The organism is Streptomyces sp. NEAU-sy36, assembly GCF_013423905.1.
Classification (GTDB): Bacteria; Actinomycetota; Actinomycetes; order Streptomycetales; family Streptomycetaceae; genus Streptomyces; species Streptomyces misionensis.
Genome location: NZ_CP058977.1, coordinates 7,186,099 through 7,207,283 on the forward strand (window position 1 = coordinate 7,186,099; position 21,185 = coordinate 7,207,283).

A 21,185-nucleotide genomic window follows, 5' to 3' on the forward strand; every position below is an offset into this window, starting at 1 on the left:
GCACGTTGACTCAGTACGACACCGGATACACATCCGGTGCCATCGAGTAGTTCTCCGCAGGAGGATGACCAGACGAAGGGAGAAGCCTGTGCGCTTCGAAATCATGCGACTCGACGAGGTCGACGGGACCACCGTGGACAGCACCGTCGTGGACGCCGCCTCCGTCAACCGGATCGTTCAGCAGGCCGCCGCCGTGGGGCAGCGCCTGTGGATCCGCCCGGCCGAGACCCCGGCCTCATAACGGGGTTCCCGCTCACGCCTTCCGGGGGAACCGAGCCGCGTCACGACGGCCCGGTCCCCCCGGATCACCTGAGCGTCAGCTTCCCCGGATCACCTGGGTGATCCCGTTGATGATCTGCTGCACGGCGATAGCGGAGAGCATCATGCCCGCGAGCCGCGTCACCAGGACCACGCCGCCGTCCTTGATCAGCCGGATGATCAGCAGCGAGTAGCGCATCACCAGCCACAGCACCACGTGGATCGCGACGATCGCGATCCACACGGATATCTGGGTGTCCACACTGTGGGCCTTCTGCACGGCCAGGATGACGGAGACGATCGCGCCCGGCCCCGCCAGCAGCGGCATGCCCAGCGGCACGAGGGCCACGTTGACGTCCTTGGTGGCCTTCGGCTCGTCGTTCTTGCCGGTGAGCAGGTCGAGCGCGATCAGCAGGAGCAGCAGACCGCCCGCGATCATCAGGGCGGGCACGGAGACGTGCAGATAGTCCAGGATCTGGTGACCCAGGACGCCGAAGACGGCGATGACCCCGAAGGCCACGCAGACGGCCTGGAACGCCATCCGCTTCTGCGTCTTCGCCGGGCGGCCGGCGGTCAGGGCGAGGAAGATCGGGGTGATCCCAGGGGGATCCATGATGACAAAAAGGGTCAGGAACAGAGAGCCGAAGACGGCGATGTCGAACATGGGGGAAGTACTGGCCTTGCCGGAAGAAGAAGAACTGAGGGTGTGAGTGCGCGCGGGCCGGCCGTCGGAGGGCGGCCTCAGGCTCCGCCGGCCCCCGGGACCGGGAACGCGCCGGTCGCCCGGCGGGTGATCTCCCCGTACACCTCGGGGTCGGTCGTGTACGCGCCGAGCGCCACGGTCTTGCGCGTGCCGTGGTAGTCCGAGGAGCCCGTCACCAGCAGTCCGAGGTCCTTCGCCAGACCACGCAGACGCTCGCGGGTCTCGGCGTCGTGATCCATGTGGTCGACCTCGATGCCGTCCAGACCCGCCGCGGCCATCTTCGCGATGGCGGACTCGGGGACCGTGCGGCCGCGCTTGGCGGCGGCCGGGTGCGCGAACACGCAGACCCCGCCCGCGGCCTTGACCAGCCGGATCGCCTCGAAGGGGTCGGTCTCGTGCTTCTCCACGTAGGCCCGGCCGCCGTCGGCGAGCCACTCCTCGGTGAACGCGTCGCCCACCGTCTCCACCACGCCCAGCTCGACCAGCGCGGAGGCGACGTGCGGGCGCCCCACGGAGCCGCCGGCGGCGATCCGCTCGACCTGCTCCCAGGTCACCGGCACACCGAGCGCGTTCAGCTTGGCGACCATGCCCTTGGCCCGCGGCACCCGGTCGTCCCGGACCAGCTCGCGCTCGGTGAGCAGGGCGGGCTCCTCGGGGTCGAAGAGGTAGGCGAGCATGTGCATCGAGACACCGTCGAGGCGGCAGGACAGCTCGGCGCCGGGGACCAGGGTCAGCCCGGCGGGCAGCGCGGCGATCGCCTCGGCGTGGCCGCGGGTGGTGTCGTGGTCGGTCAGCGCGACGACGTCCAGTCCGGCCGCGGCGGCCTCACGGACCAGCTCGGCGGGGGTGTCCGTACCGTCGGACGCGGTGGAGTGACAGTGCAGATCGATGCGCACGGTGACTCCAGACGGGACCAGGACGGAAGTGGACACCTCAGGATAACCGCCCCGCGCACCCCCTTTGTCACGGCCGCCGCCCGGGAGCGCCCCCTACATCCCTAGGGGTGCATCAGTCGCGGCGACAGGGCGCCGCAGGGCACCAGGTCCAGTTCGGCGCCCGCGTCGCGCAGATCGGTCAGGACCAGCTCGTCGTACAGGAGCAGGCCCGCCTGCTCGGGCCAGATCACCGCCCACAGCCACATGCCCAGCGCCTCGCCGGCGAAGACGGCGCGGTCGTCGGGGGTGCGGTAGACGTGCCACAGCGGGGTGGGGCGGCCGGCCGCGAGCACCTTGGTCTGGGGCGGCTTCTCGACGTTCATGTACGCCCCCGGGTCCGGGCCGTCGATGCCCGCGTAGCGCGCGCCGAGGCCGACGCCCATCTCCTCGGCGACCAGGATCAGCTCGCCCGGCCCGCCGAGCGGGCCGGGTCCGGAGCAGGCGACGGCGGTCGCCCGGCCGCCGCTGCGGTCGTCCCCGGCGTAGGCCGCCCCCGTGAAGAGCCAGCCGACCGGCAGCGGCCACGGCATCCACAGCGGCACATGCGTGCGGTGCACCACGGCACCGAGGGCCTCGACGCTGGGCGGGATCACGGGCTGCAGCGGAAACACCGCGCCGTGCGCATCGCACTGCCACGTATCGGCGAAGAGGCCGGGAGCCCTGACCCGGCCACCACACCGCGGGCAACTGGGTTCGCCCCTCATAGGGCCCCACGGTCCTACCCCGGCCCGTCCACGTCAAGGACGATCACCCGTCCGGAGGGAACCCCCGCGGCCACACCCGGCCGTGGCCCGCCGACCAGGGATTTAGGTGCATCTTGCACTAATTAGCCGAGCTAACTTACTATGTGTATAAGCCAACTATCTGGACTGCGTGCCACACGCGGATGGGAGAAGCACATGGACCCCCTCGACGCGGGAGCCGGCGGCATCCTGCGGCAGCCCAAGGCGGTCTGGGCCACGGCCGGCGCCTCCGTCGTCGCCTTCATGGGCATCGGCCTGGTCGACCCGATCCTGCCGTCGATCGCACAGGGTCTGCACGCCACACCCAGCCAGGTGTCCCTGCTCTTCACCTCGTACTTCCTGATCACCGCCGTGGCGATGCTGCTGACCGGCTTCGTCTCCAGCCGCATCGGCGGCAAGAAGACGCTGCTGCTCGGTCTCGCCTTCGTGGTGGTCTTCGCCGGTCTCGCCGGCACCTCCGGCACGGTCGGCCAGCTGGTCGGCTTCCGGGCGGGCTGGGGCCTCGGCAACGCGCTGTTCGTCTCCACCGCCCTCGCGGTGATCGTCGGCGCGGCGGCCGGCGGCAGCGCCGCGGCGATCCTGCTCTACGAGTCCGCGCTCGGCCTCGGCATGGCCTGCGGCCCGCTGCTCGGCGCGGTCCTGGGCAACGTCAGCTGGCGCTACCCGTTCTTCGGCACCGCCACCCTGATGGCGATCGGCTTCCTGTGCATCACGGCGTTCCTGAAGGAGCAGCCGAAGCCGGCCCGCAAGACCTCGGTCCTGGACCCGCTCAAGGCGCTCGGCCACGGCGGTCTGGCCTCGGCGGCGATCTCGGCGTTCTTCTACAACTACACGTTCTTCACCGTGCTGGCCTTCACGCCGTTCGTGCTGAACATGACCCCGTACCGCTCCGGCGCGGTGTTCTTCGCCTGGGGCGTGCTGCTCGCGGTGTTCTCGGTGCTCGTCGCCCCGCGCATGCAGAAGCGGTTCGGCTCGCTGAAGGTGCTCGGCGGCTCGCTGGTGCTGCTCGCGGCCGACGTCCTGGTGCTCGGCTACGGCGACCACACCGCCGCGATCGTCTGCACCATCCTGTCCGGTGCGTTCATCGGCGTGAACAACACCGTCTACACCGAGCTGGCCCTCGGCGTGTCGGACGCCCCGCGCCCGGTGGCGAGCGCGGGCTACAACTTCGTCCGCTGGTTCGCGGCCGCGGCGGCGCCCTACTTCGCGCCGAAGATCGAGGAGTGGACCGACATCCACGTCCCGTTCGCGGTCGCGGCGGTCACCGCGCTGCTGGGCGCCCTCGTGGTCGGCGTCCGGCGCCGGGCCCTCACCCACGAGGCCGAGGAGCTGGCGCCCCGGCACGCCGCCGAGGACGGCGTCACCGTCTTCGCCGACTGAGCCGGCCGAGCGGCGGCACGGTGAGCTTGCTCACTCCAGCGGCACGGACCTGCGGACCGGATCCCGCAGGTCCGTGCCGTGCGCGAGCCAGCGCTCCTGGAGCGCCTGGGCGCCGTGCACCCGCTTCCAGGCGGCCTCGTTCGGCGTCATGGGCAGCAGCGGCAGGAACCGTACGGGCTCCAGCGGGTCGTCCAGCTCCAGGTCCTCGACCAGCCCGCCGCCCTCGCCCACCAGGACCGAGGTGAAGGGGGCGCCCGGCCACAGCGGCTCACCCACGTCCAGAGAGCTGCCCGGGGCCACGACCAACCCCTCCACCTGCGGGGACGCGGCGAGCACGGCGAGCGGGCGGAGCACCTTGTCGGTGTCGGCGACGCCCGCGCGGACCGACAGCACCAGTTCGGCCCGGGGGCCCTTGACGGGGTCGGCGACCAGCGCGGTGGGATCGGTCATGGGATGCGCGGACATGCCGAGGGTCGCGTAGCGGACGACGTCCCCCTCGGTGAAGCGGAGCACCTCGATGCGGTCCGTGCCGAGGAAGGTGACGGCCGCCCGCGCGTCCGCCGCGCCCAGCGCGGTGGCCAACCGTGCCTCGACCAGAGGAAGAACATCAACCATGCGGTGAGCATAGAACTCGTCAGTAGCGGGCAAAGCGGCACCTTGACAGCGAGGGCGGCTGGTACTCTGAGCCGGTGGTTCGGGGCGGCACGCGAAGCGTCGCTATCAGGTCCCGGTACCGAAAGGACTCCCTTACGAGGGACCGGCCGGAGGAGGTGGGGCTGTCATGGATCGAAGTCGACCTGGTAGTACCACTCGCTCTTCCGCCCGCTGATGTAGTCACCGGCTCGTAGCCACTGGCTGATTCCCGATCTGGCCGGCTGCCGCCTTCCCGTGCGCGTCACTGTCCGGAAGAGCACTTCGTTTCGCTTTGCCTGATCTGCATCAGTTCTGCATCAGCAGCGAAGTCGCCACCGCAACGGTGCGGTGCTCCCCGCTTTGTGGACGAGCCAAACATCCTTCCCCTGCCTCGCGGGAGGGGAGACCCCTGAAGGACGTCCTCATTCCGGGTAGTTCCACCCGTCACCGGCGGTCTTTCGTTGCCTGCCGCGAAGGAGCCTGCCCATGTCGATGATCCGCGACCTGCGCGCCGTGGTCCGTCCCTCCCGCGTCGCGCCCCGCAAGGCCACGCCCGCGCCGTCGGCGCCGTACGACACCACGCGCGACCCCGCCACCCCCTCGGCCGTGGTCGACTGCGCCGTCTACCGCGACGGCCGGCGCCTGCCGAGCGCGAAGCCGCTGACCCCGCAGGAGGCGATGCGGCTGGTGCGGCGCGACGGCGGCTTCGTGTGGATCGGTCTGCACGAGCCGACCGAGGCCGAATTCGCCGGTATCGCCGGGGAGTTCGGGCTGCACCCGCTGGCCGTCGAGGACGCGGTGCAGGCACACCAGCGGCCCAAGCTGGAGCGGTACGACGACTCCCTGTTCACCGTCTTCAAGACCATCCACTACGTCGAGCACGACCGGCTGACCGCCAACAGCGAGGTCGTGGAGACCGGCGAGGTGATGTGCTTCACCGGCCGGGACTTCTTCATCACCGTCCGGCACGGCGGCCAGGGCTCGCTGCGGGCCCTGCGGCACCGGCTGCAGGACGACCCGGAGCTGCTGGCCAAGGGCCCCTCGGCGGTGCTGCACGCCATCGCCGACCACGTGGTGGACGGCTACATCGCGGTCGCCGCCGCGGTGCAGGACGACATCGACGAGGTGGAGACCGAGGTCTTCTCGCCGGGCCGGGGCGGGGTCTCGCGCGGTGTGGACTCCGCGCGGATCTACCAACTCAAGCGCGAGGTCATGGAGTTCAAGCGGGCGGTGGCACCGCTGCTGCGGCCGATGCAGCTGCTCAGCGAGCGGCCGATGCGGCTGATCGACCCGGACATCCAGAAGTACTTCCGGGACGTCGCCGACCACCTCGCCCGGGTCCAGGAGCAGGTGCTGGGCTTCGACGAACTGCTCAACTCCATCCTTCAGGCCAACCTGGCGCAGGCGTCGGTCGCGCAGAACGAGGACATGCGGAAGATCACCGCGTGGGCCGCGATCATCGCCGTGCCGACGATGGTGTGCGGGGTGTACGGCATGAACTTCAAGTACATGCCCGAGCTGCACTGGAAGTACGGCTACCCGGTGATCATGGGCATCACGGTGGCGCTGTGTCTGGGCATCCACCGGACGCTGAAGCGCAACGGCTGGCTGTGAGCGGCGCGGATAGGGTGAGCGCATGACAAGCGAGCTGCTCGACCGGGCTCTCATCGAGGAGGCCGCCAAGAAGTCCGGCCTCGTCTGGGTCGCCGGCGCCGGTGCCGCGCGTGCGCTGTGGCACGTGTGGCACGAGGGCGCGGTGTGCCTGGTCGGCGACGGGCCCGGGGAGCAGCCGCTGACCGGGCTGGCCGACGGCGCGACCGCCGAGGTGACCGTACGCAGCAAGGACAAGGGCGGCCGGCTCGTGTCCTTCCCGGCGACCGTCACCGAGCTGCCCGCCGGCACCCCGGAGTGGGAGGCGGCGGTCGGCGAGCTGAAGGGCAAGCGGCTGAACGCCCCCGACGCGGAGCGGATGCCGGACCGCTGGGCCCGCGAGTGCCGGGTGCTCCGGCTGGTGCCGGCGGGTCCGGTGGCGCCGCTGCCCGCCGAAGACCTCGCACAAAGACCGGTCCCGACCCCGGCGACGACGCGCCGCCCGGTCCCGGCGGCCCTGCCGAGACTGCTGGCCAAGCGCCGCAAGGGCCGGTAGCGCAAGGGCCGGGCGAGGCCCGGCCCGCGGGTCGTCGTGGCGGCGGAGTACCGCCGAGACGGCCGGCCGTCGTCGTGGCGGCGGAGTACCGCCGAGACGGCCGGCCGTCGTCGTGGCGGCGGCGGTGACGCCGGTGCCGGCGAACAGAGGTGGCGGGCGGCCACCGCCCCGTGTTCACGACGTCGGCAGCTGCTGCCCGTAGTCCACCGTCTCCGAGTCCGCGGGCTCGGCGAGCGCGAAGTTCTTGCCCCAGTCGGAGAACCGGAGCGTGCCCGCGTTGCCCGCGCGGGTGAGGGCGAGGGGATAGGGGGTGCCCTGGAGGGAGACGTCCAGGGTGCCGCCGGAGCCGTGGTCGCCGGTGATGCGAATGGTGCGGGTACCCGCCTGGGCGTGGTGCCCGTCCGTCGCCAGCGTGCCGTGCAGTGTCAGCAGACCAGCCAGGAGGACGTCCTTGTCCGTGAAGCCGCTGAACTTCTTGTACGCGGGGTCCCCCTGCGGCACCTTCACGTACTTGCCGTCGAGCTTGGCCGCGGCCCCCGCGCCCTGGGAGCCGGTGCCGTTCTCGCCGTCGGCCTGCCGCCAGAAGTCCGCGCCGGCCTTCAGGTACAGCTGGCTGCCCACCCGCAGCAGCCGGAACGTGGCGCCCTCGGAGGTCACCGAGCCGGTCCCGCCGTCGGCCTTCAGCCGCATGTCCAGCCGGTACGTACGGCCGCTGGTGACCACGGTCCCGGCGAGCCGTACCGCGGGCGCCGCGTCGGCCGCCGCCCGGGTCCTGGCCTGGATCTTCCCGGCGGGCAGCCTGCCCACGCCGTTCGTCCCCGCGTCCGGGTCGTCGCCGCACCCCGTGAGCACCGCCGCGCCGGTCACGGCCAGCGCGCAGATCGCGGTCACCAGACGGGTACGGCCGGGGGGAATCGCAGTCACAGGTGAGGTCGCCTTTCCGACGGTTCCTTCAGCGGCGTACCGCAGCGTACCGGTGCCCCGGCCCCCGGCGGAGCCGGTCCGTCCGGACCCCCCACCAGGGCGTATCCAAGCGGTACGGGCTAGCCTGAAGCGCACCCGTGCGGGCAAATCCGAGCAATTCCGCAACGACCCGCCGACCAGGTGGACAACCCGAAACGCAGAGCGATTCCCAGGCCACGGGCGTGCCCCGGGCCGCGGCAGCAGAGGAAGCAGAACCATGGCAGCCGGCGCTCCCCGGATCTTCGTCTCGCACCTCGCCGGGGTCCCCGTCTTCGATCCCAGCGGCGACCAGGTGGGCCGCGTGCGCGACCTCGTCGTGATGCTGCGCGTGGGCCGCAGGCCGCCGCGCGTGCTCGGGCTGGTCGTCGAACTCGCCACCCGGCGCCGCATCTTCCTGCCCATGACCCGGGTCACCGGCATCGATTCCGGGCAGGTCATCATCACCGGCGTCATGAACGTCCGCCGCTTCGAGCAACGGCCCACCGAGCGGCTGGTCTTCGGCGAGCTGCTGGACAAGCGGGTCACCCTGGTGGAGACCGGCGAGGAGGCCACCGTCCTCGACGTCTCCGTGCAGCAGCTGCCCGCGCGCCGGGACTGGGAGGTCGACCGCGTCTTCGTCCGCAAGGGGCGCAAGGGCAGCGCCTTCCGGCGGGCCAAGGGCGAGACGCTGACCGTGGAGTGGGCGGCCGTCTCCGGGTTCTCCCTGGAGGAGCACGGCCAGGGCGCCGAGAACCTGCTCGCCACCTTCGAACAGCTGCGCCCCGCCGACCTGGCCAACGTGCTGCACCACCTGTCCGCCAAGCGGCGCGCCGAGGTCGCCGCCGCCCTGGACGACGACCGGCTCGCCGACGTACTGGAGGAGCTGCCGGAGGACGACCAGATCGAGATCCTCGGCAAGCTGAAGGAGGAGCGCGCGGCGGACGTCCTGGAGGCCATGGACCCGGACGACGCGGCCGACCTGCTGGGCGAGCTGCCGGAGGAGGACAAGGAGCGGCTGCTCAGCCTGATGCAGCCCGCCGACGCGGCCGACATGCGCCGGCTGATGTCGTACGAGGAGCACACGGCCGGCGGTCTGATGACCACCGAGCCGATCGTGCTGCGCCCGGACGCCACCGTCGCCGACGCGCTCGCCTGCGTCCGCAACCCCGACCTCTCCCCCGCGCTCGCCGCCCAGGTCTACGTCTGCCGCCCGCCGGACGAGACCCCGACCGGCAAGTACCTGGGCACCGCCCACTTCCAGCGGCTGCTGCGCGACCCCCCGTACACCCTGGTCAGCTCACTCCTGGACGACGACCTGCAACCGCTGTCGCCGGACGACACGCTGCCGGTCATCGCCGGGTTCTTCGCCACCTACGACATGGTGGCCGCGCCCGTGGTGGACGAGGCCGGGTCGCTGCTGGGAGCGGTGACCGTCGACGACGTACTGGACCACATGCTGCCCGACGACTGGCGCGAGACCGAGTTCCACCTGGAGGAGAGCCCCGAAGGGGACGAGGGGGCCACGCACCATGACGCCTGAGCGCGAAGGCGGCCGCGAGCACGGCCGGGAGCGCGCCCCCTCGGGCGCCACGGCCGCCACCCGCCCGCGCACGCCCCGGCTCGACCAGCCGCGCCCGCCCCGTCGGCGGCTCCTGCCCGAATGGGACCCGGACGCCTTCGGCCGGCTGTCCGAGCGGATCGCCCGGTTCCTCGGCACGGGACGCTTCATCGTCTGGATGACGGTGGTCATCATCGTCTGGGTGGTGTGGAACGTGGCCGCGCCCGTGCACCTGCGGTTCGACCAGTACCCGTTCATCTTCCTGACCCTGGCGCTGTCCCTCCAGGCCTCCTACGCGGCCCCGCTGATCCTGCTCGCGCAGAACAGGCAGGACGACCGCGACCGGGTCAACCTGGAGCAGGACCGTAAGCAGAACGAGCGGTCCATCGCCGACACCGAGTATCTGACCCGGGAGATCGCCGCGTTGCGGATGGGCCTCGGCGAGGTCGCCACCCGCGACTGGATCCGCGCCGAGCTCCAGGACATGCTCAAGGAGATGGAACGCCGCGGTCACGGGGGGCCGGTCGTATTCCCGGCGGAACGGACGGAACGCCCGCCGGGACGTGACGCAGACGACCGCTGAGGTGCTACCCCCAGGCCCCCGAGGGCGCCGTACCATCGTCCTTATGGCTACGGAAGACGCGGTGCGCGAGGCACTGGCGACGGTGAACGACCCCGAGATCAACCGCCCCATCACCGAGCTGGGGATGGTCAAATCGGTGGAGATCGGGGAGGACGGCGCGGTCGCGGTCACCGTGTACCTGACGGTCTCCGGCTGCCCCATGCGGGACACGATCACCCAGCGTGTCACCGAGGCCGTCACGCGGGTCGAGGGCGTCACCCGGGTCGACGTCACGCTCGACGTGATGAGCGACGAGCAGCGCCGGGAGCTGGCCGAGGCGCTGCGCGGCGGCCAGGCCGAGCGCGAGGTGCCGTTCGCCAAGCCGGGCAATCTCACCCGGGTCTACGCGGTCGCCTCCGGCAAGGGCGGCGTCGGCAAGTCCTCGGTCACGGTGAACCTGGCGGCGGCCATGGCGGCCGACGGCCTCAAGGTGGGCGTCGTGGACGCCGACATCTACGGCCACTCGGTGCCGCGCATGCTGGGCGCGGACGGCCGTCCCACCCAGGTCGAGAACATGATCATGCCGCCGTCGGCGAACGGCGTGAAGGTCATCTCCATCGGCATGTTCACCCCGGGCAACGCCCCGGTGGTCTGGCGCGGCCCCATGCTGCACCGGGCCCTCCAGCAGTTCCTGGCGGACGTCTACTGGGGCGACCTGGACGTCCTGCTGCTCGACCTGCCGCCGGGCACCGGTGACATCGCGATCTCCGTGGCCCAGCTGGTCCCGAACGCCGAGATCCTGGTCGTCACGACCCCGCAGCAGGCGGCGGCCGAGGTCGCCGAGCGCGCCGGTTCCATCGCGGTGCAGACGCACCAGAAGATCGTCGGCGTGGTCGAGAACATGTCCGGCCTGCCCTGCCCGCACTGCGGCGAGATGGTCGACGTCTTCGGCACGGGCGGCGGCCAGCTGGTCGCCGACGGCCTGACCCGCACCACCGGCACCTCGGTCCCGGTCCTCGGCTCCATCCCCATCGACGTCCGGCTGCGCGAGGGCGGCGACGAGGGCAAGCCGGTCGTGCTGACCGACCCCGACTCCCCCGCGGGCGCGGCCCTGCGCTCGATCGCGGGCAAGCTGGGCGGCCGGCAGCGCGGGCTGTCGGGCATGTCCCTGGGGCTGACCCCGAAGAACAAGTTCTGAGCCGTCGGTCCACGCCGAAGGGGCGCCGGAACGAACCGGCGCCCCGGGGATCACACGTAGGCGGAGACGTCCTCGACCGCGGCGAACCCGAGGCCGTACGCGCTCATCCCCCGGCCGTACGCGCCGAGATGCACCCCCGCCTCGGTGGTACCGGCGAGCACCCACCCGAACTCGGACTCGCGGTAGTGGAAGTCAGCGGCCACCCCGTCCACCGGGAGCGAGAGACGGGACCACTCCGGCCCGCCGAGATCGTCGGCCAGCGCCCACGCCGTCTCGGTCTGCTGCTCCAGCCAGTCGTCCCGCAGGGTGTGGTCCAGCTGCCCCGGCCAGGTGAAGGACAGCAGTCCCACCCCCGCGAGCCAGGCGGCCGAGGACACCGACGTCGCCTCCAGCAGCCCCGTCCCGTCGTCGGTCCGCCGGGACGGGTGCGCGGCAACGGTCACCACGACCGCGAACTTGTCCCTCGGTTCCCCGGTGACGCCCTCGTGCAGGACGGAGGGCGTGTCACCGTGCCCGATCGAGCCGTGCTCCACGGCGCCGTCGGAGGCCATGCCGACCTGCATCAGCCAGCGCGGCCCCGTGAACGCCTCGTCGAGCCCGTACCAGGGGAAGGGCGCCCGCAGGTAGGCGTCGACCGTGCGGCGGTCGGAGGGGAACCCCTGCCCGCCCTCCGGGGCCGGCGCCGTCGCGCCCACCCGACTCGTCGTCTCCATCTGCCCGGACGCCTCCTCGCTCTCGTCGGACCGGGGCGGCCCGCCCCCCTTCGGGCGTACTCCTCCGGTCCGCACAACAACTCGGCAGCATAACCACACCGCTGAGCGCCGCAGGGCAGGCGCCGGACGCGGGGGTACCCCGAACGACCCGTTCACGCCGTTCGCGGCGGGCGCGCGCTATGACACGCGTCACGTGCGCGTGTCGGGATGGGACGGTTCGCGGCTTACGTGGCGTCGAAGTCGAACGGGGGCCGCTCGTCCTTGCCGGGGTCCTCGGACTTCTTGGTCATGTCGATCTTGCCGCCGGCGGCGGGGGAGGCCGCCTCGGAGGAGGACGAGGGGGCAGAGGAGGAGGAGCCGGTGTCGCGGCCGTTCACCGCGTCCGTGATCTCGGCCATCTCCTTCTTCAGGTCGAATCCGTTGCGGATCTCCTGGAGGCCCAGGTCGTCATTGCCCAGCTGCTTGCGCAGGAACGTCTTCGGGTTGAGGTCCTCGAAGTCGAAGTCCTTGAACTCGGGACCCAGTTCGCTGCGGATGTCCTGCTTGGCGCTCTCCGAGAACTCGCGGATCTTCCGGATGGTCCGGGTGACGTCCTGGATGACCTTGGGGAGCTTGTCCGGACCGAACACGAGCACCGCGATGACGATGATCGTCAGTAGCTCCATTGGCCCTATGTCATTGAACACCTGACGCTCCTTGCGATGTCCTCGGTCGCTCAACGGTACCCGGCGTTCCCGTCCGACCGGTACCGTCCCGTGGTGAGACTTGTGTCAGTTCCGCTCCGAGGCGCCCAGGACGAGTGAGACCTCCCGCTCGGCACCGCCGTGTTCGACCGTCAGCCGCAGCCGGTCGCCCGGCCGGTGGGCGCGGATCCTGACGATCAGCTCCTCACCCGTGTGGACCCGCTCCCCGTCGACCCGGGTGATCAGGTCGCCCGGCGCGAGCCCGGCCCGTTCCCCGGGGCCGCCCTTGAGGACGGCGGGGCCGCCGTTCGCGCCGTGGTCGTCGATGCGGGCGCCGTCGCCGGTGTAGCCCGTGTCGAGGGTGACGCCGATGACCGGGTGGGTGGCGTGGCCGTCGTTGATCAGTTCCTCGGCGACGCGCCGGGCCTGGTTGACCGGGATGGCGAAGCCCAGGCCGATGGAGCCGGCCTGGCCGCCCTCGGTGTCCGAGCCGCTGTCGGCGGAGCGGATGGCCGAGTTGATGCCGATGACGTGGCCCCGGGAGTCGAGCAGCGGCCCGCCGGAGTTGCCCGGGTTGATCGGGGCGTCGGTCTGGAGGGCGTCCACGTAGGACACGTCGCTGCCGTCGCCCTCCTCGCCGCCCGCGGTGATGGGCCGCTCCTTGGCGCTGATGATGCCCGCGGTGACGGTGTCGGCGAGGTCGAAGGGGGCGCCGATGGCCACGACCGGGTCGCCGACCCGGACGCCGTCGGAGTCGCCCAGGGTCAGCGGGGTGAGCCCGCGCACGCCGTGCACCTGGACGACGGCGAGGTCGTAGCCGCTGTCCCGGCCGACGACCGTGGCCCTGACGGAGTCGCCGCCGCTGAACGTCGCGGATATCTTCCCGCCCGACGCGGCGGGCGCGACCACGTGGTTGTTGGTGAGGATGTGGCCGCGGTCGTCGAGCACGAAGCCGGTGCCGGTGCCCTCCTCGCCGGAGCCGGAGACGTGCAGGGTGACGACGCTGGGCAGGGCGCGGGCGGCGATCCCCGCCACGCTGTCCGGGGCGCGCCCGGCGGGCACGCTCCCTGCCTGCGGCAGGGTCACCTCGCCGCCGAGGCCCCCGCGTTCCACATAGGCGCCGACGACGCCGCCGATCCCGGACGCCAGCAGGGCGACGGCCAGGGTCCAGACGACCAGGAACCGAGCGCCTCGCCGCCCGCCCCGCCGCGCGCCGTCCGGCACGGCGCCGGCCTGCTGGAGCGGCCCTCGCCCCCACGGGTCGTAACGCCCCCAGGGGTCCTGTGCGGGCCCCGGGGCGGCCGGGGACACCGGGACGGGGCCGCCGGCCGCGACGCGCTCCGGGACCGCCGTGGAGCCCTGGACGGGCGCCGTTTCCGGAAGGGGCGCCCGTGCCGGGGCCGCGGCGGGTGCCGGTACGCCGGTGGACGCCGGTGCCTGGGCAGCCGGAGCGGCGGGCGCAGGCGCGCCCGGGAACGCGGGCGCGGGTGCCGGGGCGTGGCCGTGCGGGCCTGCCGGTGGCGGCGGCAGCGGGGTGCCGTGCGTCGGGGTGGTGCCCGGGTGCTGGACCGGCGGGGCGGGGGCCCAGGGGCCCGGCTCGCCGTAGGGCGGGGTGCTGTAGGGGTCCGGTTCGTGCAACGGCGTGGGGCGCTCCGGCTTGGCCAGCTCGAAGTCGCCGTCCGGCGTCGGACCGGTCCCCGCCGCCCCCTCCGTACCCGCTCCCGGCGGGACGCGGTTCCCCTCGTTCATGCTCTCCCCACGGCCGGCCGCGGCCGTGCGCTTCGGCGGCCGCGGGACGTCGACTGCGTGCCCGGCCGATCATCACGGGCACGGCCCTCACCGGATTCAACCAGGTCCGCGGGCCGTGGCGCAGCGCCGGTCAGCGCGCCTCCTGCGGGGCGCTCGGGGACGTCGAGGGGGTGGCCGCGGTGGCGGGGAGGGAGTCGGAGAGCACGCCGGGGACCATCGGGACCGTGGACCACTTGGTCAACGGCAGGCCCGTGGCCTTGTCCGGCAGGCGTATCAGCGGGGAGACGGCGGTCGCGCCCGCCATCAGCGGAGCGCTCAGCCGGCCGCCGAGGCCCTGGTCCGGTCCGGCCGAGGGAGCGGGGGCGCCGGGCACCAGGGGCGCGGTGACGGCGGTCGGCGGTGTCGCCGTCGTGTGCCCGAGCAGGGTGCCGCCCTGGGCGAGCAGCGGGCCGGGGCGACGGCGCTGGGTGTCGGCCGTGCCGGCGCCGGTGCCGCCGGTGGCGCTGCCGGTCCCCGTGGTGCCGGCCGGGACCACGTTGCTGCCGGTGCCGGAGCCGCGGGCGTCCGCCGCCGGGGAGCCGGGGATGGCGGTGGTCACGCCGCCGAGGGCGACCGCGGCCAGCGACACCGCGCCCGCGGCGGCGACCGCGAACCGCAGCCCGCGCGAGGCGGCGCGGCCGTCGTCCGGGCGGCCGACGGGATGGACGCGGAAGCCGCCGTCCTCGACGGCGGGGCCGGGGCCGTGCGGGCGTGCCGGGACGTAGCCGAAGGAGAAGCCGCGCCCGGTGCCGAAGACGCCCGGGGAGCCGGAGGCCGGGGCCTCGGGGGCGCTGCCGAGCAGTCCCGGGGCCGTGGAGCCGCCGCCGTCGGGGCCGCCGCCGGGCAGGCCCTGGAGGCGGGCCAGCAGGCTCGCCGAGGGCGGGGGCGGGGGCGCCGCCGCGAAGGCGTTCTTCAGCGCGCGCTGGGCGTCCGCCTCCGCCTTGCAGCGGGCGCAGGTGGCCAGGTGGGCGAGGACGCGTTCCCGCGTGTCATGGCCGAGCTCTCCGTCCACCAGGGCGGAGAGCCGGTCTCCCAGATGCTGCTCGGCGAGGCGTGTCCCCTCGGCGGGTTTCTGTCGCGATCCGCTCACGCCGTCGCGCCCCCTCCCCCCAGCGCGGGGACCCGGGCCAGGAACGAGCGCCGCTCGGCCGCGCGGGCCTCCGGTGAGCGGTGCGCGAGGGCCTTGCGGAGCTGGGAGCGGCCGCGGTGGATGCGGGAGCGGACGGTGCCGAGCTTTACGCCGAGGGTCGCCGCGATCTCCTCGTAGGACAGCCCCTCGATGTCGCACAGCACGACGGCGGCCCGGAACTCGGGCGCGAGGGTGTCCAGGGCCTGCTGGACGTCCGCGTCGAAGTGGGCGTCGTTGAAGAGCTGCTGCGGGGTGGGTTCGCGGCTGGCCAGGCGCTCGGCCGCGTCCTCGCCGAGGGCGTCGAAGCGGATGCGCTGCTTGCGCCGGACCATGTCCAGGAAGAGGTTGGTGGTGATGCGGTGCAGCCAGCCCTCGAAGGTGCCCGGCGAGTACGTCGACAGCGAGCGGAAGACACGCACGAAGACCTCCTGGGTGAGGTCCTCCGCGTCGTGCTGGTTGCCCGTGAGGCGGTAGGCCAGGCGGTAGACGCGGGCGCTGTGGGTGCTGACGATCTCCTCCCAGGTGGGCGGAGTCCACGCCTGCCCGTCCGCGTCACTGGTGAAGGTCGCGGTCTGGGGCTCGCCCGGGGCGAGTCCGGCGGCGTGGTGGTCAGCAGCGGTGTCGGTCACGGATTTCGGCCTGCCCGCCGACCCGAGGAAGCGCCACAGCACTCCGCCCCGGTCCTCGGGCGCAGCCGCACCTCCCCTGTCGGCTCTGGTGGTGTCCAGTGGAGCCCCTACCATAGCCACCTCGCCCGTTAGCTCCGGATAAGCGTTTTTACGAGAATTTGATACTTGCTGGTGCGGCTCGTGCCGCTGCGTCAGCAGTTGTGCGCTCTCCTCGTCCATCCCCTGCCCCCGAAGCATTCCCCCGCCACCGTCTCTTCCTTGTAAACGCCTGGTCCCATCTGCGGGTTCCCGACGCCAACGGATACAGTCACGCCGAGGCATCCATGGGGACAGGAGAGGGTCATTACCGGCAACCGGCAGACGAGCTCGGCATTCGCCGACGCCTTTGCCGCCGAGGACGAAGCGCTGCTCTGGGCCCGCGACCGCGCCCGTGACGCGGGACTTCGCTCGGTGTCGCCCGGCACGGGCTCCGCGCTGCGCCTGCTCGCCGCCTCCGTGGACGCGAAGGCCGTCGCGGAGATCGGCACGGGCTGCGGGGTGTCCGGAATCCATCTGCTGCACGGCATGCGCCCGGACGGGGTGCTCACCACGGTCGATTCGGAGCCGGAGCACCAGCAGTTCGCCCGGCAGGCCTTCCGCGCCTGCGGCTTCGCCAGCAACCGGGCCCGCTTCATCCCCGGCCGCGCCCTGGAGGTGCTGCCCCGGCTCGCGGACGCGGGCTACGACCTCGTCTTCTGCGACGGGGACCGGCTGGAGTACCTGGACTACTTCGCCGAGTCGCTGCGGCTGCTGCGCTCCGGCGGCGTGGTGGTCTTCGAGGGGGTCTTCGCGAGCGGCCGTACGGTCGACTCGGGGCCGCAGCCGTCGGAGGTGCTGCGGCTGCGGGAGCTGCTGCGCACGGTGCGCGAGAGCCAGGAGATGGTCACGTCGCTGCTGCCGGTCGGCGACGGGCTGCTGTGCGCGGTCAAGCGGTGACGGCGGCCGTCGGGAAGGGGTCCGCCGGCGAGTGCGGGGGGCCGGGAACGCGGCTGCCCCGGCACCGCGTACGATGCCGGGGCAGCCGTGAGGACTGACTTGCGCGCGTCAGACGACGACCTTCTTGAGGGCGTCACCGAGCGCCTCGGCCTCGTCAGGGGTCAGCTCGACGACGAGTCGACCGCCGCCTTCGAGCGGAACGCGCATGACGATGCCCCGCCCCTCCTTGGTCACCTCGAGCGGGCCATCGCCCGTCCGCGGCTTCATGGCCGCCATGCTCGTTCCCCTTCCTGAAACCAGCTCATCGTCTGCCGATTGGTGGCACCCGGGCGGGCACCCACGGGACCGGATCGGACACGCGACACCGGCATCGAACACATTGCTTCCCAGCCATTATCCCGCATCTCAGGACCCGATGACCAACATCGGTCCGCATCGCTTGGGCAACGCGCGCGAGCAAAACCACTCAATTCGGGGATGTGGCTGCGATACTGCGCCATCGCACACACACCCGTCGGCCAACCTCCGTCCGGTTTTCTTTGACGCAGCTCACACCGCTGGTCGGACCCTCGGCCCGGGATCTCCGCCATGCTGTTCCCGGACACGGACGTACCGAGCGGTACGTCACCACCGCGACGGAGGGGATGCGCCATGGCCGACACCGTGCTCTACGAGGTGAGCGACGGGCTCGCGACGATCACGCTGAACCGCCCCGAGGCGATGAACGCGCTGAACGTCGAGGCCAAGGTCGCCCTGCGGGAGGCGGCGCGGGAGGCGGCCGATGACCCCGCTGTGCGGGCGATCCTGCTGACCGCGGCCGGGGACCGGGCGTTCTGCGTGGGCCAGGACCTCAAGGAGCACATCGGGCTGCTGGCCAAGGACCGGGAGACCGGGTCCGGGCAGACGATGAGCACGGTCCGGGAGCACTACAACCCGGTCGTGCGGGCCCTCGCCGGGGCGGCGAAGCCGGTGGTCGCCGCGGTGAACGGGGTCGCGGCCGGGGCCGGGTTCGGCTTCGCCCTCGCCGCGGACTACCGCGTCGTCGCCGACACGGCGTCCTTCAACACCTCCTTCGCGGGGGTCGCCCTGACCGGTGACTCCGGGATCTCCTGGACGCTGCCCCGGGTGGTCGGGCCCGGCCGCGCGGCCGACCTGCTGCTCTTCCCGCGCAGCATCGGCGCGCGGGAGGCGCTGGAGCTGGGCATCGCGAGCCGGGTCGTGCCCGCAGGCGAGCTGCGGGCCGAGGCCGAGAAGGTGGCGCGCACGCTCGCCTCGGGCCCGACGGTGGCGTACGCGGCGATCAAGGAGGCGATGGCCTTCGGGCTGACGCACTCGCTGTCGGAGACCCTCGACAAGGAGGACGAGCTCCAGACCCGGGCCGGGCGGTCCGAGGACCACGCGATCGCCGTGCAGGCGTTCGTCGACAAGCAGAAGCCGCGCTACACGGGGCGGTGACGTCCCTCCCGGGCGCCACGGGCGACGCACGCCTCCAGGTGGTCGTCCACCAGCCCGCACGCCTGCATCAGCGCGTACGCCGTCGTGGGTCCCACGAACTTCAGGCCCCGCTTCTTCAGCGCCTTGGACAGGGCCGTGGACTGGGGGGTGACCGCCGGGACGTCCGCCAGGGTCTTCGGGGCCGGGCGGGTCGCGGGGTCGGGGGCGTGGGACCAGATCAGTTCGTCCAGTTCGCCGTCGGACCAGTCGGCGAGGACGCGGGCGTTGGCCAGCGTGGCGTCGATCTTGGCGCGGTTGCGGATGATGCCGGGGTCGGCCAGCAGCCGCTCGCGGTCCTCGTCGGTGAAGGCGGCGACCTTCTCGATGGAGAAGCCCGCGAAGGCCGTGCGGAAGCCCGGGCGGCGGCGCAGGATGGTGATCCAGGACAGGCCGGACTGGAAGGCCTCCAGGCTGAGCCGTTCGAAGAGGGCGTCGTCGCCGTGGACGGGGCGGCCCCACTCCTCGTCGTGGTACGAGACGTAGTCGTCGGTGGACAGGGCCCAGGGGCAGCGCAGCGCGCCGTCCGGCCCGGCGACGGCGGCGGTCATCGCTGGTCCTCCGGGTGCTCGGGCTTGTCCTGCCGGGGCTGTGCGGCGGCGGCCCGGGCGCCGGCCAGCGCGGATTCCAGGCCGGCGATCCGGGCGTCCCGCTCGGCGAGTTCGGCGGCGAGCCGGCCGAGGGCGTCGTCCACGTCGGCCATCCGGTAGCCGCGCGGGGCCAGCGGGAAGCGCAGGGTCTCGATGTCGGCGCGGCCGACGGGGCGGTCCTCCGGCAGCGGGTCCTGGAGCCGCTCGGGCGCGGCCTCGGGCAGCGGGGCGCTTTCGCCGCCGCCCACCACGGCGAGGGTCACCGCGGCGACCACGACGGCCAGCGCGACGACCAGGAACAGGAACATCACCATCGTCTCGAGGTCCCCACGCTCGGGTGCCGGCCGCGAGGGCCGGACGCGGAATCTGTCTGGTCCGATCGTGCCATGCGAGCCCGACGGTTAGGGTCACTGGCGGTCGCAGTGCCGGACGTACGAGGAGAGGTCACAGCGGATGCTCAGGCTGGGCAGGCGGGAATTCGGACCGCACGAACGGGTGATCATGGCGATCGTGAACCGGACCCCGGACTCCTTCTACGACCGGGGGGCGACCTTCCGGGACGAGCCGGCCCTGGCGCGGGTGGAGCAGGCGGTCGCCGAGGGCGCGGCGATCATCGACATCGGCGGGGTGAAGGCCGGCCCGGGCGAGGAGGTCTCGGCCGAGGAGGAGGCGCGCCGCACGGTCGGCTTCGTGGCGGAGGTACGGCGCCGCTTCCCGGACGTGATCATCAGCGTGGACACCTGGCGGGCCGAGGTCGGCGAGGCGGTGTGCGAGGCGGGCGCGGATCTGCTGAACGACGCGTGGGGCGGTGCGGACCCCGGCCTCGCCGAGGTCGCGGCGCGGTACGGGGTGGGGCTGGTGTGCACCCACGCGGGGGGTGCCGAGCCGCGCACCCGCCCGCACCGGGTGACGTACGACGACGTCATGGCCGACGTCCTGGACGTGACGGTGGGGCTCGCCCGGCGGGCGGTGGAGCTGGGGGTGCCGCGGGAGTCGGTGCTGATCGACCCGGGGCACGACTTCGGCAAGAACACCCGGCACAGCCTGGAGGCGACGCGCCGGCTGGACGAGATGGTCGCCTCGGGCTGGCCGGTGCTGGTGTCGCTGTCCAACAAGGACTTCGTCGGGGAGACGCTGGACCGGCCGGTCAAGGAGCGGCTGATCGGCACGCTGGCGACGACGGCGGTGTCCTCCTGGCTCGGCGCGATGGTCTACCGCGTCCACGAGGTCGCCGAGACCCGCCAGGTGCTCGACATGGTCTCCTCCATCGCGGGCCACCGCCCCCCTGCGGTGGCCCGGCGGGGGCTGGCGTAGGCCGGGCCTACCGCGCGGCCTCCTTGGAGACCAGGGCCACGGCCTCGTCCACGTCGTCGGTGACGTGGAAGAGCAGGAGGTCCTTCTCCAGGGCCTTGCCCGAGGCCACCAGGGTGTTCTTCAGCCAGTCGACCAGGCCGCCCCAGTACTCGCTGCCGAAGAGGACGATCGGGAAGCGGGTGACCTTCTGGGTCTGGACCAGGGTCAGCGCCTCGAACAGCTCGTCCAGGGTGCCGAGGCCGCCGGGCAGGACGACGAACCCCTGGGCGTACTTGACGAACATCATCTTCCGGACGAAGAAGTACCGGAAGTTGAGGCCGATGTCGACGTAGGGGTTCAGGCCCTGCTCGAAGGGCAGCTCGATGCCGAGGCCCACCGAGACGCCGCCCGCCTCGCACGCGCCCTTGTTGGCCGCCTCCATGGCGCCGGGGCCGCCGCCGGTGATCACCGCCCAGCCGGCCCGCACCAGGCCCCGGCCGAGCCGGACCCCGGCGTCGTACTCGGGCGAGTCCACCGGGGTGCGGGCCGAGCCGAACACGCTGATGGCGGGCGGGAGTTCGGCCAGGGTGCCGAAGCCCTCGATGAACTCCGACTGGATGCGCAGCACCCGCCAGGGGTCGGTGTGGACCCAGTCGTTGGGAGCGCGTTCGTCCAGCAGCCGCTGGTCGGTCGTGCTCGCCGTCACCTGGTCCCGCCGCCGGAGGACCGGCCCGAGCCGCTGCTCGTCCGGTGGCTGCTTCTTCCCCTCGGGGTTCCCGGTAGGCATGTGCGCTCCCTCCGCTTGCCGGTGGTTCCGTCCCAGCGTAGATCCACGC

24 protein-coding genes are annotated in these 21,185 nt (G+C 72.6%); 10 read left to right on the forward strand and 14 right to left on the reverse strand.

Annotated elements, in window-relative coordinates; all coding sequences use genetic code 11:
* Window positions 1–88: 88 nt before the first annotated feature.
* Entirely contained in the window at window positions 89–241 is a 153-nt protein-coding gene (locus HZZ00_RS31325; protein WP_086805833.1) for a hypothetical protein, read from the forward strand.
* Window positions 242–316: 75 nt separating this feature from the next.
* Here HZZ00_RS31325 and HZZ00_RS31330 read toward each other — a convergent pair whose 3' ends face one another.
* The 3 genes from HZZ00_RS31330 to HZZ00_RS31340 form a co-directional block, all read right to left on the reverse strand.
* Entirely contained in the window at window positions 317–922 is a 606-nt protein-coding gene (locus tag HZZ00_RS31330) for a MarC family protein (protein WP_070026900.1), read from the reverse strand.
* A 77-nt stretch (window positions 923–999) separates the two neighbouring features.
* Window positions 1,000–1,857 carry a PHP domain-containing protein gene (locus tag HZZ00_RS31335; protein WP_180329540.1) on the reverse strand — a complete coding sequence of 286 codons (858 nt, stop codon included), beginning with the start codon at window positions 1,855–1,857 and terminating at the stop codon, window positions 1,000–1,002.
* Window positions 1,858–1,958: 101 nt separating this feature from the next.
* On the reverse strand, window positions 1,959–2,600 hold the full coding sequence (locus HZZ00_RS31340) for a DUF6758 family protein (RefSeq protein ID WP_180329541.1): 642 nt from the start codon (window positions 2,598–2,600) through the stop codon (window positions 1,959–1,961).
* A gap of 195 nt (window positions 2,601–2,795) precedes the next feature.
* On the opposite strand from HZZ00_RS31340, the gene HZZ00_RS31345 reads away from it, so the two are divergent.
* On the forward strand, window positions 2,796–4,019 hold the full coding sequence (locus HZZ00_RS31345; protein WP_180329542.1) for an MFS transporter: 1,224 nt from the start codon (window positions 2,796–2,798) through the stop codon (window positions 4,017–4,019).
* A 30-nt stretch (window positions 4,020–4,049) separates the two neighbouring features.
* Here the strand turns inward: HZZ00_RS31345 and HZZ00_RS31350 are convergent, their stop codons facing one another.
* Window positions 4,050–4,634, reverse strand: a complete 585-nt coding sequence (locus HZZ00_RS31350) for a suppressor of fused domain protein (RefSeq protein WP_180329543.1) — start codon at window positions 4,632–4,634, stop codon at window positions 4,050–4,052.
* Window positions 4,635–5,138: 504 nt separating this feature from the next.
* Between HZZ00_RS31350 and HZZ00_RS31355 the strand changes: the two genes are divergently transcribed.
* Both HZZ00_RS31355 and HZZ00_RS31360 read left to right on the forward strand, forming a co-directional pair.
* Window positions 5,139–6,266, forward strand: coding sequence for a magnesium and cobalt transport protein CorA (locus HZZ00_RS31355; RefSeq protein ID WP_070026906.1), 1,128 nt, complete (start codon window positions 5,139–5,141; stop codon window positions 6,264–6,266).
* 22 nt (window positions 6,267–6,288) lie between these two features.
* Window positions 6,289–6,798, forward strand: coding sequence for a hypothetical protein (locus HZZ00_RS31360; protein WP_180329544.1), 510 nt, complete (start codon window positions 6,289–6,291; stop codon window positions 6,796–6,798).
* Window positions 6,799–6,972: 174 nt separating this feature from the next.
* Here HZZ00_RS31360 and HZZ00_RS31365 read toward each other — a convergent pair whose 3' ends face one another.
* Window positions 6,973–7,722, reverse strand: coding sequence for a hypothetical protein (locus HZZ00_RS31365; protein WP_180329545.1), 750 nt, complete (start codon window positions 7,720–7,722; stop codon window positions 6,973–6,975).
* A gap of 256 nt (window positions 7,723–7,978) precedes the next feature.
* On the opposite strand from HZZ00_RS31365, the gene HZZ00_RS31370 reads away from it, so the two are divergent.
* Genes HZZ00_RS31370 through HZZ00_RS31380 form a run of 3 tightly spaced genes read left to right on the forward strand, consistent with a single transcriptional unit; the run spans window position 7,979 to window position 11,058 of the window.
* Window positions 7,979–9,280, forward strand: coding sequence for a magnesium transporter MgtE N-terminal domain-containing protein (locus tag HZZ00_RS31370; RefSeq protein ID WP_180329546.1), 1,302 nt, complete (start codon window positions 7,979–7,981; stop codon window positions 9,278–9,280).
* Window positions 9,270–9,881 (forward strand): DUF1003 domain-containing protein, encoded by a 612-nt coding sequence (locus HZZ00_RS31375; protein WP_180329547.1) that lies wholly within the window; start codon window positions 9,270–9,272, stop codon window positions 9,879–9,881. Before HZZ00_RS31370 ends, HZZ00_RS31375 begins: the two co-directional genes overlap by 11 nt.
* Window positions 9,882–9,924: 43 nt before the next feature.
* On the forward strand, window positions 9,925–11,058 hold the full coding sequence (locus tag HZZ00_RS31380; protein ID WP_070026910.1) for an Mrp/NBP35 family ATP-binding protein: 1,134 nt from the start codon (window positions 9,925–9,927) through the stop codon (window positions 11,056–11,058).
* A 50-nt stretch (window positions 11,059–11,108) separates the two neighbouring features.
* Here HZZ00_RS31380 and HZZ00_RS31385 read toward each other — a convergent pair whose 3' ends face one another.
* From HZZ00_RS31385 to sigE, 5 genes are all read right to left on the reverse strand, one after another.
* Window positions 11,109–11,771: a hypothetical protein gene (locus tag HZZ00_RS31385; RefSeq protein WP_180329548.1), complete on the reverse strand. Its 663-nt coding sequence runs from the start codon at window positions 11,769–11,771 to the stop codon at window positions 11,109–11,111.
* 224 nt (window positions 11,772–11,995) lie between these two features.
* On the reverse strand, window positions 11,996–12,457 hold the full coding sequence (locus HZZ00_RS31390) for a sec-independent translocase (protein ID WP_180329549.1): 462 nt from the start codon (window positions 12,455–12,457) through the stop codon (window positions 11,996–11,998).
* 84 nt (window positions 12,458–12,541) lie between these two features.
* The gene (locus HZZ00_RS31395) at window positions 12,542–14,203 is read right to left on the reverse strand and encodes a S1C family serine protease (RefSeq protein WP_180329550.1); all 1,662 of its coding nucleotides are present in this window, start codon (window positions 14,201–14,203) and stop codon (window positions 12,542–12,544) included.
* 130 nt (window positions 14,204–14,333) lie between these two features.
* A complete protein-coding gene (locus HZZ00_RS31400) occupies window positions 14,334–15,332 on the reverse strand; it encodes a zf-HC2 domain-containing protein (RefSeq protein WP_180329551.1) in 999 nt (332 codons plus the stop codon).
* Window positions 15,329–16,042, reverse strand: a complete 714-nt coding sequence (gene sigE / locus HZZ00_RS31405; protein WP_180329552.1) for an RNA polymerase sigma factor SigE — start codon at window positions 16,040–16,042, stop codon at window positions 15,329–15,331. Before sigE ends, HZZ00_RS31400 begins: the two co-directional genes overlap by 4 nt.
* A gap of 234 nt (window positions 16,043–16,276) precedes the next feature.
* Between sigE and HZZ00_RS31410 the strand changes: the two genes are divergently transcribed.
* The gene (locus tag HZZ00_RS31410) at window positions 16,277–16,975 is read left to right on the forward strand and encodes an O-methyltransferase (protein ID WP_071828745.1); all 699 of its coding nucleotides are present in this window, start codon (window positions 16,277–16,279) and stop codon (window positions 16,973–16,975) included.
* Window positions 16,976–17,083: 108 nt separating this feature from the next.
* On the opposite strand, the gene HZZ00_RS31415 is transcribed toward HZZ00_RS31410, so the two are convergent.
* Window positions 17,084–17,251: a DUF3117 domain-containing protein gene (locus HZZ00_RS31415; protein WP_018544333.1), complete on the reverse strand. Its 168-nt coding sequence runs from the start codon at window positions 17,249–17,251 to the stop codon at window positions 17,084–17,086.
* A gap of 375 nt (window positions 17,252–17,626) precedes the next feature.
* Between HZZ00_RS31415 and HZZ00_RS31420 the strand changes: the two genes are divergently transcribed.
* Window positions 17,627–18,430, forward strand: coding sequence for an enoyl-CoA hydratase/isomerase family protein (locus HZZ00_RS31420; RefSeq protein WP_180329553.1), 804 nt, complete (start codon window positions 17,627–17,629; stop codon window positions 18,428–18,430).
* Here the strand turns inward: HZZ00_RS31420 and HZZ00_RS31425 are convergent.
* Complete coding sequence (locus HZZ00_RS31425) at window positions 18,415–19,017, reverse strand: DNA-3-methyladenine glycosylase I (protein ID WP_180329554.1); 603 nt, start codon at window positions 19,015–19,017, stop codon at window positions 18,415–18,417. The genes HZZ00_RS31420 and HZZ00_RS31425 overlap by 16 nt on opposite strands.
* Entirely contained in the window at window positions 19,014–19,370 is a 357-nt protein-coding gene (locus HZZ00_RS31430) for a DivIVA domain-containing protein (protein ID WP_070026917.1), read from the reverse strand. Before HZZ00_RS31430 ends, HZZ00_RS31425 begins: the two co-directional genes overlap by 4 nt.
* 139 nt (window positions 19,371–19,509) lie before the next feature.
* Here HZZ00_RS31430 and folP point away from each other — a divergent pair, with 139 nt between their 5' ends.
* Window positions 19,510–20,370, forward strand: coding sequence for a dihydropteroate synthase (folP, locus tag HZZ00_RS31435; RefSeq protein WP_070026918.1), 861 nt, complete (start codon window positions 19,510–19,512; stop codon window positions 20,368–20,370).
* Between the two features lie 7 nt (window positions 20,371–20,377).
* On the opposite strand, the gene HZZ00_RS31440 is transcribed toward folP, so the two are convergent.
* Window positions 20,378–21,136 (reverse strand): TIGR00730 family Rossman fold protein, encoded by a 759-nt coding sequence (locus HZZ00_RS31440; RefSeq protein WP_070026919.1) that lies wholly within the window; start codon window positions 21,134–21,136, stop codon window positions 20,378–20,380.
* Window positions 21,137–21,185 lie beyond the last annotated feature (49 nt).